We start from the raw sequence: 16,372 nt of genomic DNA, 5'->3' as shown, positions 1-16,372 counted from the left end.
TACTAGTCCTCTGTTAAAACGTTCACTGTGATTTTTATTTATTATGCCGAGTAATTGACGTACTGTCAAGACTCTAAATTCATTATTTATCTTTAGCCACTACCTCAATTTCATCCCATTTTCCAACCTTATAATAGGCAAAAGCAATGATACTGCTAATCACGAAACTAAGTCCCATTCCCACTGCAATCCCTTGTTCTCCCAGCCAAAGGGAGCACAAATATGATAATGGGTATCTAAGAACCCAAAAAGAAACTAGATTCAAGACCAATACTTGAAACATGGCCCCCGCTGCGCGGACAATCCCATTTAGGATGAAATTAATTCCGAGAAATGGATAGAAAAACGCAATCATTTTTAAATATTCTGTTCCAAATTGTACGGCATCATTTTCTTCAATAAAAAGCCTTATTCCCCATTCAGCAAATATAACCACAATCGTGCTTATCAAGACCATAATCACTAGATTAAACACAACACCATACTTCGCAATGTCATGAACACGTCCCCATTGGTTTGCCCCAATATTTTGCCCGGCCATACTATTAACTGCTGTACCAAGCGCCATAGCAGGTAGCATAATGATACTGTCAAGCCTTTGAGCAGCACCAAAACCTGCTACAACATCACTGCCAAACGAATTCACAACACTCATAATCGCCATAACCCCTGCAGAAATCACGGTCATTTGCAACCCTGAAGGTAATCCAAGCTTCATGATTGTTGACACTTCCTCATAAGAAGGCAGCTTAGGTTTTATAAAAGGAACCAACTTTCTTCTTAACGTATCCCAAATTCCATAAAGAAAGGAGATTCCTTGAGCAAAAATGGTTGCATAGGCAGCACCTGCAATTCCGAGGTCGAATACATAAATCAATAACGGATCTAAAATCGCATTTATGATCACTGCTATCATGACATATCGTATTGGTGTCTTACTGTCTCCTAACGCTCTAAGGACAGTACTAATAAAGTTATAGCCAAATAAAAAAAGAATTCCTATAAAATTGATTTGTAAATACGTTGTCGCACCAGGAATCATCGCTTCAGGGGTGGCCATCCAAATTAAAATCTGTTCTGATAAAAAATATCCAGCAACCCCAAACAAAGCAGATAATGCTGTTAGCACCACAACAAAGGCATTGAGATAATTTATTAATCCTGTTTCATTTTGCTTGCCTTTTTGTTGCGATAAAATGGTGAGTGTTGCATTATTAATCCCGATAATAAATGATAAGATCGTAAAGATAACTGTACTTGAAACAGCTATCGCACCTAGTGCATTGGCGCCTAATAAATTCCCGACCCATAGGCTGTCAATAAATTGATAGGAGATTTGCAATAAATTAGTAAACATTATTGGCAATGAAAACACCCAAATCTGCTTCATGATGCTTCCACTTGTGAAATCATGTTGTTTCATCCTGTAACTTCCTCTCATGTCGAATCAATTGGTTCAACATTCTTCATTACTTTTATGTTATCACAGCTGTTTAGGATCATGCACAAGGTAGGATTGAGTAAAAGGGGGCACGCTCACATTTATGAGCGTGCCCCCTTTTTAGTTGGAAGAGAGTTATATTTTCGATTTTTGACATTTATTTGCGATTCTCGAAAATTATATTCGATTCAGTAAATTTATTTTCGATTCTATGAATTTATTTTCGATTAGATAAATTCCAACAAAAATCGACATATATTATATACGATCTATAGGAATATACCTTGAAATGTTTTAACCCCTAATAACCAAATACAACTAGAGAACAAATTTCTAATAAAAACGTACCCCTATATTGATACCTTTTAAAAGAACCATTTCTCCCATCCCCTTGACTAGCGATCTACTTTTGCTTCATTTTATGAATACCAGCTAGAAAACTATCTATAAGTAAATGCAGACTTTTATCATGATCAAGAGGAAGTCCAAAGCCTCCTTTTTGCTCTAAGGATGAAAATCCATGTAGTATGCTTCGCAGCCCTCTTACGGCATGGATACTCTCATCGTCTTCTAGCCCATACCCACTCAGGATTTGAACAATTAATTCAACAATTTTGCGACTAATTCGTTGAAGCTCTTGGTCTTCTTGGTCTGATGAGTGCAAAGTAAGCTCATAGATTCCTGGATGTTCCCGGGAAAATTCAATATATGCATCTGATAAGGAATGAACAGCCTCATCCGTTGATTTCCCAATTGAAGCTTGTGCCAAGCGATCATATAAAACTTCCAACCCGTGTACAGCTAACTTTTTACGTAATCCTCCCAGTCCTTCAACATGATTGTATAAAGAAGGAGGGCGTACATTTAGGTTTTTGGCTAATGATGCTAATGTGACTGCTTCTAATCCTTCCTTATCAGCTAATTTTGTCGCTTCTTGTAAAATTGTCTGCAAATCTAGTCCCATTCTTGGCATATAAACTTTGACCCCCTACTTTTTTATTTTACGTTCAGCATGCTCAATTGCTCGTTTGATAGCTGCTTGAGGGCTCACGATCATTTCTCCATGACCAACAGCAAGTAATGTTGGTTCAAGTGCGATGATTTTCCTCACACTTTCTAGGGCAAGTTCTTTATTCCATGTTGCCATTGCCGGAAATGGAAAAAATGGTTGAAGCTGCCCGCTTACCGCTATCCCGCCTCTTGTTTGCATAGCATCTCCGGCAATAATCGTTTGATCTCGTGTATCAAAAAAAGAAATCGACCCTGGAGTATGACCTGGTGTTGCAATGACAACGAGAGAATCAATTTGATCCCCTTCGTGTAATAGCTGATCTGGTTGTAAATGGATGTTTTTAGGGATACCGCCTTTAATAGGTGTTTGCTGCTCGTGAGGTTCTAGCCCCATATCTCCTTTTAATAACCTGCTATCCCTTGCTGATATTGAAATCGGCACTTTCGGAAATAATGAATATAGCTTAACAAGAGAGCCAACATGATCGCCATGCGCATGTGTAAGCATAATATTTTTTAGCGGCTTTCCTATTTCATTTATAACCTTTACAATCCCTTTAAAACTATTTGGTATTCCTGTATCAATTAAAGTAAGGCCATTCAATTCCTCCACAAGATAACAATTCACCGGAAAGAATCCTGGTAAAAAAGTTAGTTGGTATAAATTCCCTTTTCTTGTCACTTTCATCTCAATCTCCCCTTTATGATCATTTGCATAAAAACTAACGCTATTAGTTTTATATTAAACTAATAGCGTTAGTTTTCTCAAGCCCTTTTTCTAAAGAAATGATAAAAGGCATATCACACGAAATGATACACCCTCTACAATATTATCTAACTGCATATACTCTTGCTTCAAATGGTTTTAATACCATGTTTTTTACAGGTTTGTGATCCTCTACTTCATAATTTGCTAACCATAAATCTTTAGCATCTAACGCAACATCTAAACCGCCTTCCCAGGTTGCACGTTCATCTGTTAAATTTGTCATAACGACTACTTTTTCTTTGTCCAGCGTACGTGTATAGACATAAATTTGAGGATGATCCTCTAAAAGTAAATCGTATGAACCATAAGTAAAGATGTCATGTTCTTTTTTTAGTTTAATCATTTTTTTATAGAAATGAAGAATTGAACCCTCATCCTGCAATTGGTTTTCAACATTAATCGTTTTATAGTTATCGTTAACACCTAGCCAAGGTTTCCCTGTTGTAAAGCCTGCGTTTGGTTCTCCTGACCATTGCATAGGAGTTCTGGAATTATCACGACTTGCTGCCCAAATGATTTCCATGATTTCTTCATGTGGTACTCCTTCAGCACGTTTAATACGGTACATATTCTTATCTGCAACATCATTATACTCGTCAATTGTGTCAAATTTAACATTCGTCATGCCGATCTCTTGACCTTGATAAATAAACGGAGTCCCTTGCATCAAGAAGTACATGGCAGCTAATGCTGTAGCACTTTCATACCAATATTCCTGATCATTTCCCCATGTTGAAACTCGGCGGGGCTGATCATGATTTTCAATAAATAAGGCATTCCACCCTTTATTTTCTAAGGTTTTTTGCCATTTTGTTAATACTCTTTTTAATCCTCGAATGTCTAGTTTATTTTCCTTTGAAGCATTCCACAATGCTAAATGTTCAAATTGAAACACCATATTAAATTTCCCGTTCTCTGTTCCAACCCATTGATCCAGATCCTCTTCATCCTCTACTTTCACTCCATTTGCTTCCCCAACTGTCATAATGTCGTATTTTGAGAAGGTCTCTTCTTTCAATTCTGATAGATAGTTGTGGATTCCCTTTACATTCATATGTTTGTCAAAGGATGGAACATATTTTAAGCCATATGGATTTGGCATATCCTCTAAGCCCTCTTCCTTATTAATATGACTAATTGCATCAACACGGAAGCCGTCAATTCCTTTATCAAGCCACCAATTAATCATACTGTACAATGCATGACGTACATTTGGGTTCTTCCAGTTAAGATCAGGTTGTTTGGTGGAAAAGATATGCATATAATACTGGTCTGTCTTCTCATCATATTCCCAAGCGGAACCACTAAAGATACTTTCCCAATTGTTGGGTTCTCTTCCATCTACTCCATCCCGCCAAATATACCAGTCGCGTTTTTCGTTATCCCTTGAAGACCGCGATTCAATAAACCATGGATGTTCATCACTTGTATGATTAATCACTAAGTCAATAATTAACCTCATGCCTCGATTATGAACTTCTTCAAGCAATTGATCAAAATCAGCCATCGCCCCAAATTCATCCATAATGGCCTGGTAATCACTAATGTCATAGCCATTATCATCATTAGGGGATTTATACATTGGACAAATCCAAATCACATCAATCCCCAGGTCTTGAATATAATCTAATTTTGATATCATTCCCTGAAGATCACCAATTCCGTCCCCATTTGAATCCATAAAGCTTCTTGGATACACTTGATAGGCAACTGCTTCTTTCCACCAGATTTTCTTCATATTTCGCCCTCTCTTATTTCACATCATATATTCATTGCTTTCCTTAGCATTATACCCACTTACGTTAGTACGTAAGCTTGAATTTCATAATGGCGCTGACAAAGGAAAAGGATAAAAGATAAAAATGTTTAACAAAAACCTACATTTCAATCCGTTATCCTTCTTCAACCTCAAATGTTTATCTTTTTTCACATGACTTTCTTTCAATAAATTTTGTTGGGATCGTTATCCTCTTAGGCAGTGTATCTGGTATTTTTATTTTCTCAATTAAGCAATTCGTTGCCTCGAGCCCTAGTTGATAGATACATATATCAACAGAGGTAATCGGCGGTTTGGAATGCTCAGACAACATAAGGTTATTAAAACTAACAATCGACATATCTTCTGGAACACGAATGTTGATTTCCTCTAAATGACTGATCATTTCATAAGCAATTAAATCATCCTGTGTGACAAGTGCGGTTGGAGGAGATGGTAATGACATAAGAGAATGGATCGCTTCTCTACCACTTTCCTTAATGTATTCCTCATGTACAATATACTCTTCTTTAAAAGAGATATCTGCTTCTTTTAATGCCAGCTTATATCCATTAAGCCGATCAATTGTTACGACAAAGTGAAGGCTCCCTCCTACAAACGCAATGTTGCGATGACCAAGTTGAATGAGGTAATTCGTCACTTGTTTTGTACTGTATATATTATCATTATCAACAAATGAAATTCGTTCCTCATTCTCATAAGGTCTGCCAACAACAACGAATGGAAAATGAGATTTTTGCAAAAAATTCATGGTCTTATCGTTCACTCTTGAATATAAAAGAACAATTCCATCTACTCGACGACCTTGTACCATAGAAACAACTTCATTATAGATTTCATCTTCTGTCGAACCTGTTGAAAGATAAATTCCATATTTATTAGTATGTGCACTCGTACTAATCCCTCTTAAAACTTCTGGAAAGAAAGGATTTTGAAATGCATGATAAGCAGAGTTCGGCATGATCACACCAATCGCTTGCGTGCTTTTAGCTGCTAAACTGCGGGCTTGAAAGTTTGGATGATACCCCAATTCCTCCATCACCTCGCGAACTCTTTTCTTTGTTTGTTCACTTATACGCGGGCTATTTGCAATAACCCTTGACACCGTTGAAGGTGCTACATTCGCTCTTTTTGCAACATCTTTAATTGTAACGATCATTACTGCCTCCTTACCAATTGCAGGCGTTACTATATATCGGAGATTCCTCCGTTTTATTCACACCATTTCCTGCTTCTATCATAATACGTAAAGAGGGATTATGGAAACGATTTCGTTATATATGTTATTTTAACTGATCAAATCAATTGCTTTCGTAATAAAAATTTTCAATTAATCTGGAAAACAAATGCATAATTTTTTATGCGCACAACAATACCAAATAAAAAAGGGCACATTGGCCCTTTTTAATAAACCTGAGATTAAACATCCATTTTTGGAGATTCCTCCAACCACCCTTTTGAAATCATGATTGAAATTCCTTCCCTCATGTATTCATATGTATCCTTACCAAATACACCAAATTTCACATTTAAGTCCCTACGTAAGCTAAATCCAGTACCAAAACCTGATGCTCCAATACTGAAATTACATAAAAGGTGTGCACAATACATCATAAGCTTCTCAGAAAAAGGAGCGACTTCGGAATTTGTAGTAGATCCTCCTGATGGAATCGGAGGTTGAATATCATTTGCAAGTAGAATTTTCTCTGTTTCTGAAATCACACTTTTTGAAAGCTCTTTTCCCCTTATAAAATAATTTTTCACTTCTTCATCTTTTGCACATTGAGAAAAACCTTCCATTAAATTCATGCCAATCACATTTGTTTCAATTGCATGATATAAAAATCCAAATTCAACAACATTTATTTGTCTCTTTTCACCAAATAAATTTGTTCCTTTTAAATAGTTTTTATCTGTAATAAAACTACTTGAGCTTGGCAAGTTTGTTGTAATAGGTGGTGGAAGATGCCCTTTTTCTAAGAGGTATTCTGTAAAAAGGGCATAATATGTTTGTGACAGTTCAGTTAGCTCCTTATAAAGCTTAATAATGTCTTCACGAGTAGATAATATAACATGTAGTGTGTACATACCTAAGCTGATTTCTTTTAAAATCCGACTGAACATGATGTCAAATCCACCAACAAATAATGGTGGAGCATTTAAATGAATATCTTCGCTCGTAAACGCAATGGGAACAACTGCGTTTTCGGCTTGAATGATCCCTTCCAACTTTTTTACTTTTGAATGAAGTTTTTCATGAAGCTCTGATAATAATTGTTTTGCTTTCTTATCATCCGATGTTTGAATAAAATGCTCTAAAATTCTTAATATCATTGTTTTTTTATGATATGTCACCCATACTGCTCCAAATTCCGCCGATCCTATTTTTGGTTTATTATGCAAGAGAAACTAACCTCCCTATATTGCTTACCTATACTTAATATAATTCGATATTCTTAAAAAAATATACAGAACTACTTATCAATGTGGCTCCATTTTTATTATAGAAAGTTAAATAGACATCATTCGTTTCGTTATAGGGAATAGTAAAAAAAAACAACTAGAGGAGGAAAATACATGGCTCATCGTTCAAAATGTTTTTGCATGAATGAATACGATTCACTAAAAAAAGTGGTACTATGTTCTCCTGATTTTATGACAATAAAGGAACCTATCAATGAAACACAAAAACAATATCTAAAAGAAAATATTGATACAAAGATAGCTCAAAAGCAGCATAATGTATTAGTCCAAACATTACGGGATCTTGGAATTGAGGTTCATTTATTACCCCCTCAAAAAAAATTCCCAGAGCAGGTATTTACTCGTGACATAGGATTTACATTAGGACATCAAGTTTTTGTTGCAGATATGGCTCATGATGTACGAATCGGTGAAGAAAAAGAGTTTATTACTTATCTCGAAAATGAAAAAATCACCTATACCAATCTTGTAGGAGATATTATTGAAGGTGGAGATGTCCTTATTGATGGTAAAACCATTTATGTCGGTGTTAGTAATCGGACAAATGTGGAAGCAATTCAACATTTACAATCACTTTTGCCTACATATGATGTTATCGAAATTCCTTTCACGGATACGTATTTGCATCTTGATTGTGTATTTAATATCATCTCTCCAAATGAGGCATTAATTTTTCCTGGTGAAATAGACAAAGACAAAGCACAATACCTAGCTTCACGATATGAACTTATTGAAGTTTCAGAACAAGAACAAGCAACATTAGGAACTAACGTTTTATCAATTGGTGAAAAAAGGATTCTAAGCTTGCCAATTAATAAAGATGTGAATGAAAAACTTAAAGATCGAGGGTATGAAATCATTGAAGTTGATATTACAGAGATTATTAAATCAGGTGGAGCCTTTAGGTGTTGTACTTTACCATTGTTAAGAGGTTAAAAGTCTAAGGGCAGTCTTTATTAGACTGCCCTTAAATTTAAATGCATTCATATTCTTTAAAAATCAAAATTATCTGGATCTGGCCCAACCCGCTTATTTTGATTTAAGGAATTTATTATTTGCATTTCCTCTTTTGTTAGCTCAAAGTCAAAAACCGATGCATTTTCAACAATTCTGTGTTCTTTTGTTGATTTTGGTATCGTGATAACACCGTTTTGCAGATCCCAACGCAAAATAATTTGTGCAATTGATTTTTGATATTTCGTAGCAATACCCCGTAAGGTCGCGTTGTCTAATAACCCACCTTGCATTAATGGTGACCAAGCTTCAAGCTGAATACTATGTTTCCGACAAAAATCTTGAAGTTCTTCTTGTGTTAAGCGGGGGTGATATTCCACTTGATTAATCATCGGTTTGATTTCGGCATCCTTCATTAAATCCTCAAGATGATGAATTTGAAAATTACTTACACCAATTGCCTTTACTTTCCCTTGTTTATAAAGAGTCTCTAACGCTCTCCACGCATCTTTATATTTACCTTCAACTGGCCAGTGAATAAGATATAAATCTAAATAATCCAACCCTAGTTTTTGCAAGCTATTTTCAAAAGCTTTTAGTGTTAACTCATAACCAAGATCATCATTCCAAACCTTTGTTGTCACAAATAATTCTTCCCTAGAAATATTTGCTTCCTTTTGACCTTCACGAATGCCTTCTCCAACGCCTGCTTCATTCTCGTATATAGCTGCGGTGTCAATACTTCGGTACCCATGTTTAATAGCAGTTTTTAGAGCACTCACTAATTCCGGACCTTCCTCTACCTTAAACACTCCAATGCCAAGCCAAGGCATTTTTACTCCATTATGCAATGTTGTTGTTGCTTGTAATCCTTTTATCATAAAAATCTCCTCCAAAAATCGGTAATATTCCCGCCCATTCCACCCATATAAAAACGTTTATTAAGAGCTTTATTGATCCTTTTTTTCTAACAAACGACTGCATCCGGTTAAAATAACTGCGCCAATTACCATGAGTCCACCAATCCAAGCAGTGTGAATCAATCCAATTGAATCTGTAATTATTCCACCTACATAAGAACCGATTGCAATCCCCGCATTAAATGCCGCAATATTAACTGCTGATGCCACATCAACCGCACTTGGAACAAATCTTTCCGCTAATGTGACAACATGCACTTGTAGACCAGGCACATTCATAAATGCAAGAAGTCCCATCAAAATAATGGTCATTAATCCCGCAATTTTGAATGGTGCTGTGAATGTTAGAACAATTAGGACAATAGCTTGGACAATAAACATATAAAACAATGCCTTAAGTGGGTCACGGTTTGCTAATCTCCCACCCATGACATTTCCGATTGCAATGGCTATTCCATATACAAGTAAAATAATGGCAACAACATTTTCTTTAAACCCTGTCACATATTGAAGCAATGGTGAAAGGTACGTAAAAACAACAAATGTCCCACCATATCCTAAAGCGGTAATACTAAATAATAGTAAAAGTCGGCCATTTGAAAGGAGCTTGAACTGATCTTTGAATTTTGTTCTTACTCCCTTCGGCAAGTCAGATGGAACAAGAATGCTGTTAGCAATAAGAGCCATTATTCCAACTACAACAATTGCAACAAATGCTGCTCTCCATCCAAATTGCTGGCCAATAAAGGTTCCTAGCGGCACCCCTGTTACGGTGGCAACTGTAAGTCCAGTAAACATTATCGAAATGGCACTAGCCCGTTTAGTTTCTGGAACCAAATTCGCTGCGATTGTTGAACCAATTGACATAAAAACACCATGTGAAAAAGCCGAGAGAACACGAGCAACAAGTAAAATTCCCACATTTGTTGCACTAGCAGCAATTGTATTCCCTACTATGAAAACAATCATGATCCAAAGCAATAAGCTTTTTCTAGACATACTTGATGTTAGGGACGTTAATATCGGAGCTCCAAATGTCACACCTAATGCATATAACGATACTGTTAATCCTGCTGTTGTCACAGGTATGTGTAAATCATCTGATATAAGTGGCAATAGTCCCACACTAATAAATTCGGTTGTTCCTATTGCAAAAGCACTGACTGCTAATGCCAACAACGCAAGCGTACTTCTTTTTTTATCTAATGACATTAATATCTCCTCCTCAAATAGAAATGTTTGTATGACTTACAATCCGCATGCAGACGATAAAATAAATTGGTGAAAATCAATCGGCAAATGTTATTATGAGATATACATTTCGAAATGAGAAGAACGCACTTTTAAGTACGATAGGTACCAAAAAGTTCTATAGATACTTTTTAGTTCCTATTAAATGGAGGAGAACTATGCAAAAGAAAAAATACAACATCGGAGTTGAAGCAACATTAGAAGTAATAGGGGGGAAATGGAAGTGTGTAATTCTTTGCCACCTTACCCACGGGAAAAAACGCACAAGCGAGCTAAAGCGTTTAATGCCTAACATCACACAAAAAATGCTCACTCAACAATTACGCGAATTAGAAGAAGACGGTGTAATCAACCGAATCGTTTATCATGAAATTCCCCCTAAGGTTGAATATGAATTAAGTGAATACGGAAAAAGCTTAGAACATATTTTAGATGCTTTATGTGCATGGGGAGAAAGCCATTTAACACAAGTATATGGCGATAAAAATGAAGTTTTAGAAGAAGGAATACTAAATAATAAAAAATAACTTTTGCCAAAATAAGTGAAAATCCCAAGCGTAAAAGGCTTGGGATTCTTTATATAAAAAACGCTCCGTAGCCCATTGCACCAACAATAACAAGTGCCGGATGGACCTTTAATTTTTCTAATAATAAAAAACTAGCCACAACAAGAAACAAGGTTTGCCACATTCCTGTATCATGATAAGAAGTAAAGAAAAAACTGAAAGCCATCACTCCAAGTAAAACAGCAATGGCAGGACGAATAAATGTTGTCATTCGTTTCACTTTAGGTGAATCTTTGTATTTATATAAAAAACCTAATAAAACAATCATCAATATAAGCGATGGTGCTACTGTGGCAAAAACACCAATAAAACTTCCTAAAACTCCACCTTGTTGATAACCAATATAGCCTGCCATTTTTGTTGCTATCGGACCTGGCAACGCATTCCCTAATGCAAGCACCTCGCTAAACTCATTCACATTCATCCAGCCATAACGGTCTACGACTTCATTTTCGATTAATGGAATTGATGAAGGTCCTCCACCATAACCTAATATCCCTGGGATAAAAAAGGCAAGAAAGATCTCCCAATATATCATGATGCATTCCCTCTTTCCACTTGATGCTCTTTTTCCGGCTTTTCATCTTTGATCATTATCGCTGAGATTAATAAGACAACAATTAAGATAGCTGGATGTAATCCAAGAACCTCCATTACAAGAAAACTTCCACCGACAAACACTAAAGATTTTACCCAGCCCATTGATTTTTGTGATTTTTTGAAAAAATCCCATGTTAACGTTGCAAGCATAACACCAACAACTGGAACTACCGCAGCTGTCATCCCCTGAACCCATGGGTAATCTTTTATAGAAGTGATTGTTGTTAATAACACAATCATCAAGATAATAGTTGGAAGGATTGAAGATATAATTGCATTGATAAGACCTAAAATACCTGCAACACGATAGCCGATATAACCGGCCATTTTCGTATTAATTGGTCCAGGCAACGTATTTCCTAGAGCCAACACATCTGCAAACTCATCATCATTCATCCATTTATATTTTAGGACGACTTCTTTATGAACAAGTGGAATTGAGGATGGACCGCCACCGTAACCTAACATTCCTGAACGAAAAAATGCTAAGAATATTTGAAGGTGTTTCATTTCTACTCACCCTTTATTATTTAATTTCTTGAAAACATACGAACATCTACTTGCTAATTAGTATCCCCCTCTCCCCATAAAATGTGCCTTTACAATAAGTATGGATCTCATTACTAATTTATGCTGTTTATTTTTCGTTTGTTAGTATTTTTGTATCTATTAACTAACAAACGAAACTTTTTTTTGATCATTTATGATTATATAGTATATTCACAACCATTTCTATACATTTTTTTGAAAATTTCACAAAATAAAAAGAGAATGCCTGCAGAAATAATCTCCATGCATTCTCTACTTTTATAATTTCATGCCGCTTCTGCTTTTAAAGCGTCTAAGCAAAATATGGCTTTCAACCCTTGTAATCCCTTCAAGCGCATACAACTCATTATTAATAAACTTCTCTAATGCCTCGAAATCATCGACTAACACATGCATATGTAATGTGCTTGGCCCTGTCATTTGATAGCAGCTGGACACACATGGATTATCCGCAAGCTTTTGGGCAACCTCAACCAAATAAGCTGGTTCACAATCTACTTCAAAAAATGCCGAAACATTTTTCCCCATTTTTTCCGAATTGATCACAACACTAAATTTTTCAATCACATCATTTTTTATCAGTTGATTCACTCGTTCTCGAACAGAAACTCGTGATAAATCAAGTTCCTTCCCTATATCTGAATAAGACATCCTGCCGTTTTTCGTGAGAAGTTCCAGTATTTTCTTATCAATGTGATCTATTTTCAATAAAAACCCATCCTTTAAGCATTATATAGTTTAAGTATAAATGATATAAGATGAGAGATAAAAGTGAAACATAAAGAAAATGGAGAGTAGATTTTCTAAAAAAGGAGTACTCCAAGAACACACTCCTCTTCGGCTTGCTTAAAATTTATCTTCGATTATGCTGATATATCTTCGATTTTAGGATTTTATCAACGATTATGGAGATTTATCTTCGATTTTCAGGATTTATTTTCGATTAGTCATTTTTCGCCAAAATCCCCTAACTTTAACACATTACCTCCCAACTGCTGCCCCATCACTTCTTGGGTCAACACCACCGTGAACAAAGCCCTGGTCATCGATCAGAATAGCGTTTGCGTGACCCATAATTCCATCAAAATCATCGACTTTAGTAACAACATGACCTGCTTTTGATAATTCCTCAAGAACATCTATGCTCACACGGCCTTCTATTTTCAGCTCTTGTGTTTGTTCTCCCCAAGTTCTTCCCCATACAAATCTTGGGGCGCTAATGGCAGATTGCGGATCCATGCCGTAATCAATCATTCTTGTAAGGATAGCTGTTTGGGTCTGAGGCTGACCCTCTCCACCTTGTGTTCCATAAAGGATTCGCGGCATTCCTTCTTTTAACACCATCGCAGGCATTAACGTATGAAATGACCTTTTTCCCGGTTCAAGACAATTAGCTTGAGTTGAATCTAAAGAGAAAAAGGACCCTCGATTTTGCATCACAATCCCCGTATCCCCTGCAACAACACCTGAACCAAATTCAAAATAAAGGCTTTGGATAAATGAAACAGCATTTCCTTCCTGATCAATAACAGCTGCATGAGCTGTATCACTTCCAACCGAATGGGTTTCAACATCCCTTACACTGTCATACCGAAGCTCTGCCGCCATCTTTTTTCCGTAAGATTTGCTTATTAATCGTTCTAATGGGATATCATAAAATTGTGGATCTGTTAGATGTTTGTTGCGATCCTGAAAACTTCTTTTTAATGCTTCTACTAGTAAATGATAATAATGATAAGATCCTTGCTCAACTGAGTTAAAATCAAAATTTTCTAAAATATTTAACGCCATTAACCCAACAAACCCTTGTGAATTTGGCGGCGCTTGGTATACATCATAGCCTCTGTAGGTTGTCGTAATTGGGTCAATCCATTCTCCTTCATGGTTAGCAAAATCCTCTAATGTTAAGCGGCTGCCTTTGTTTTTCAAGCTTGAAACAATACGTTCCGCCAACTTCCCTTTATAAAAATCATCTCTGCCGTATTCGGCTAGCTGCTTTAATGTTTTTGATAAATCGGATTGGATGAAACGTTGATATGCCTTAGGAATCTGCTGATTCGGTAAAAATATTTGTGCTGTATCACGATCTTCCTTTAACAATTCCTCCCTCTTTATCGTGTTTTCATGTTGATCAGGTGAGAGTGGAAACCCATTTTCAGCATACTCGATTGCAGGTTGCAATACTTCTTCTAATGTTAATCTGCCATATTCTTTTAAAACAGCATCCCAACTATCCACCATCCCAGGAACCGTAATGGCACTTTCGATTCCCCGAATTGGGATCGAATCTTTCCCACCATACAACTCCCGTGTCAAATTAATTCCGGATCGACCACTTCCGTTATAGACTCTAACCTTTTGTTCATTTCTGCTATATGTAAGAAAAAATGAGTCCCCTCCAAGTCCGGTCATATGTGGATACACTACTGCAAGACAAGCACTCACCGCTACAGCTGCATCAAATGCATTTCCCCCTCTTTCTAAAATTGAATTTCCCGCTTGGCTTGCTAAATAATGAGGACTAACGACCATTGATTTTGAACCTACGATTGCTTTGTTCACTCTTTATTCCTCCAATCTATTTAAATATATAACTAGAGTATTCTCGAAAGTAAAAAGCAAAACCTTTTTATTTATCAAAGGTTTTGCTAAACATTTTTTACTTAAATGTTTGCTGTTTCAACCTCAACCGGCTTCACCCAGCCCCCACCTGGAGCAACTTCTAGCACTCTCCCATTCTCATAAACCACATTCCCTCTATTAATAGTCCCGGTTATTTTACATGGAAACGTATGACCTACATAGAGGCTTTCTTTATGCTTTGCATAAAAATTTTCTTCTGTGACCGTAAACGATTCATTTAATGTAACAATCGCAAGATCTGCGTCTCTTCCCTCTGTTATTGCCCCTTTTCGATCTGAAAGTCCAAATCGCTCAGATGGAGCTTGTGCTGTCCATTTTGCCACCAATTCAAATGGAATTTTGTATTTTACAGCAAGCTCAATCATTGATAATAAAGTAAATTGACCACCGCTAATTCCTCCCCATGCCTGGAATAAGTTATGGATCTTGGGATCTTTTAATTCATATGGACATGGAGAATGATCAGAAGAAATCATATCGAATTTTTGATTGATTAAAAGATTCATTAATTTTTCTTGCTCTTCTTTTTCTCTAAGAGGGGGTGCACACTTTGCTACTGTTCCTAGTTCTCTTAAATGCTGGTGATTAAATAAAAGATAATGTGGACAGGTTTCAACCGTTATGTTTAATCCCTTCCTTTTGGCTTGTTCAATTATTTCAATGGCCTCTGCGGAGCTAATATGAACAAAATGGAGAGGACAGCCTGTGACCTCAGAGTAGTAGATAGCTCGCTGTACAGCCTCGACCTCAGCCATAATTGGGCGCGTCTCTAGATAGTCATCAGCTGTAAACTTTCCTTCCTTTTCCTTTTGCACCTTTAACCAATTAGTCACCGCCGCACTTTCAGAGTGCAGGGCCAAGATCTTGCCTAGCTTGGCAATCTGCTTCATTCCATTTAGTAAGGTAATATCATCAACTGCTTCAAATTCTTTATTCCCTGTTGTTGAAAGAAACGCTTTAAATCCGATTGCTCCTGATTCAGCAAGAGCTTCCAGGTCCCCTTCATTTCCCGGGACAAGTCCTCCCCACAAGCTAAAATCTACAAATGACTTTTCACAGCCTAGCTTTGCTTTTTCAAATAAAGCTTCCTCTGTAACTGTGGAAGGAATTCCATTTAACGGCATATCAAAATAAGTTGTACATCCACCTGCTGCCATCATCTGTGAACCTGTGTGAAAACCTTCCCAATGCTCTCTGCCAGGCTCACTAAAATGCACATGAACATCAATCATTCCGGGAAAAACGTATTGGTTTGTTGCATCCCAGATTTTTTCCGCTTTATTCATTAGATTCTTGCCAAGAATTTGAATGAGTCCATCTTTAATTCCTATATCAAGTTGTTCTGAACCAGCGGGTAGAACAACATTTCCGTTTTTGATTATTAGGTCCATTTTTTCCATAAGAACA

General features: G+C 36.6%; 15 protein-coding genes and 1 other annotated feature (1 of these 16 running past the window's edge). Of the genes, 2 read left to right on the top strand and 13 right to left on the bottom strand.

Translation table 11 applies throughout. The features are described from left to right. Positions 1-26, bottom strand: a binding site (T-box leader); it reaches 200 nt to the left of the window's first position. 56 nt (positions 27-82) lie between these two features. The 6 genes from AC4GZ8_RS07255 to AC4GZ8_RS07230 all read right to left on the bottom strand — a co-directional run bounded on the left by AC4GZ8_RS07255 (position 83) and on the right by AC4GZ8_RS07230 (position 7,401). Further along, positions 83-1,423: an MATE family efflux transporter gene (locus tag AC4GZ8_RS07255; RefSeq protein WP_491081148.1), complete on the bottom strand. Its 1,341-nt coding sequence runs from the start codon at positions 1,421-1,423 to the stop codon at positions 83-85. Between the two features lie 421 nt (positions 1,424-1,844). Beyond that, the gene (locus tag AC4GZ8_RS07250; RefSeq protein WP_491081147.1) at positions 1,845-2,414 is read right to left on the bottom strand and encodes a TetR/AcrR family transcriptional regulator; all 570 of its coding nucleotides are present in this window, start codon (positions 2,412-2,414) and stop codon (positions 1,845-1,847) included. A 15-nt stretch (positions 2,415-2,429) separates the two neighbouring features. Then, positions 2,430-3,140, bottom strand: coding sequence for an MBL fold metallo-hydrolase (locus tag AC4GZ8_RS07245; RefSeq protein WP_491081146.1), 711 nt, complete (start codon positions 3,138-3,140; stop codon positions 2,430-2,432). 142 nt (positions 3,141-3,282) lie between these two features. Next, positions 3,283-4,959: a glycoside hydrolase family 13 protein gene (locus tag AC4GZ8_RS07240; protein WP_491081145.1), complete on the bottom strand. Its 1,677-nt coding sequence runs from the start codon at positions 4,957-4,959 to the stop codon at positions 3,283-3,285. A 178-nt stretch (positions 4,960-5,137) separates the two neighbouring features. Beyond that, entirely contained in the window at positions 5,138-6,157 is a 1,020-nt protein-coding gene (locus AC4GZ8_RS07235; protein ID WP_491081144.1) for a LacI family DNA-binding transcriptional regulator, read from the bottom strand. Between the two features lie 260 nt (positions 6,158-6,417). Then, positions 6,418-7,401 carry a DUF3231 family protein gene (locus AC4GZ8_RS07230; RefSeq protein ID WP_491081143.1) on the bottom strand — a complete coding sequence of 328 codons (984 nt, stop codon included), beginning with the start codon at positions 7,399-7,401 and terminating at the stop codon, positions 6,418-6,420. A gap of 174 nt (positions 7,402-7,575) precedes the next feature. Here AC4GZ8_RS07230 and AC4GZ8_RS07225 point away from each other — a divergent pair, with 174 nt between their 5' ends. Next, positions 7,576-8,418 carry a dimethylarginine dimethylaminohydrolase family protein gene (locus AC4GZ8_RS07225; RefSeq protein ID WP_491081142.1) on the top strand — a complete coding sequence of 281 codons (843 nt, stop codon included), beginning with the start codon at positions 7,576-7,578 and terminating at the stop codon, positions 8,416-8,418. A gap of 56 nt (positions 8,419-8,474) precedes the next feature. Here the strand turns inward: AC4GZ8_RS07225 and AC4GZ8_RS07220 are convergent, their stop codons facing one another. Beyond that, positions 8,475-9,317, bottom strand: coding sequence for an aldo/keto reductase (locus AC4GZ8_RS07220; protein WP_491081141.1), 843 nt, complete (start codon positions 9,315-9,317; stop codon positions 8,475-8,477). A gap of 69 nt (positions 9,318-9,386) precedes the next feature. Beyond that, complete coding sequence (locus tag AC4GZ8_RS07215; protein WP_491081140.1) at positions 9,387-10,568, bottom strand: MFS transporter; 1,182 nt, start codon at positions 10,566-10,568, stop codon at positions 9,387-9,389. A 197-nt stretch (positions 10,569-10,765) separates the two neighbouring features. Here AC4GZ8_RS07215 and AC4GZ8_RS07210 point away from each other — a divergent pair, with 197 nt between their 5' ends. Beyond that, positions 10,766-11,134: a winged helix-turn-helix transcriptional regulator gene (locus AC4GZ8_RS07210; protein ID WP_491081139.1), complete on the top strand. Its 369-nt coding sequence runs from the start codon at positions 10,766-10,768 to the stop codon at positions 11,132-11,134. Positions 11,135-11,183: 49 nt separating this feature from the next. Here the strand turns inward: AC4GZ8_RS07210 and AC4GZ8_RS07205 are convergent, their stop codons facing one another. The 5 genes from AC4GZ8_RS07205 to AC4GZ8_RS07185 all read right to left on the bottom strand — a co-directional run bounded on the left by AC4GZ8_RS07205 (position 11,184) and on the right by AC4GZ8_RS07185 (position 16,365). Further along, entirely contained in the window at positions 11,184-11,711 is a 528-nt protein-coding gene (locus AC4GZ8_RS07205; protein WP_491081138.1) for a chromate transporter, read from the bottom strand. Then, the gene (locus AC4GZ8_RS07200; RefSeq protein ID WP_491081137.1) at positions 11,708-12,283 is read right to left on the bottom strand and encodes a chromate transporter; all 576 of its coding nucleotides are present in this window, start codon (positions 12,281-12,283) and stop codon (positions 11,708-11,710) included. The genes AC4GZ8_RS07205 and AC4GZ8_RS07200 overlap by 4 nt, the downstream gene beginning before the upstream one ends. Before the next feature lie 297 nt (positions 12,284-12,580). Continuing rightward, a complete protein-coding gene (locus AC4GZ8_RS07195; RefSeq protein ID WP_491081136.1) occupies positions 12,581-13,030 on the bottom strand; it encodes an Lrp/AsnC family transcriptional regulator in 450 nt (149 codons plus the stop codon). Positions 13,031-13,303: 273 nt separating this feature from the next. Further along, a complete protein-coding gene (ggt, locus tag AC4GZ8_RS07190) occupies positions 13,304-14,884 on the bottom strand; it encodes a gamma-glutamyltransferase (RefSeq protein ID WP_491081135.1) in 1,581 nt (526 codons plus the stop codon). Between the two features lie 101 nt (positions 14,885-14,985). Beyond that, entirely contained in the window at positions 14,986-16,365 is a 1,380-nt protein-coding gene (locus tag AC4GZ8_RS07185) for an allantoinase (RefSeq protein ID WP_491081134.1), read from the bottom strand. Positions 16,366-16,372: the final 7 nt, after the last annotated feature.

Source organism: Metabacillus sp. RB-C-LZQ-3-1 (assembly GCF_058315175.1).
This window is presented reverse-complemented; position numbering and strand designations above follow the sequence as displayed.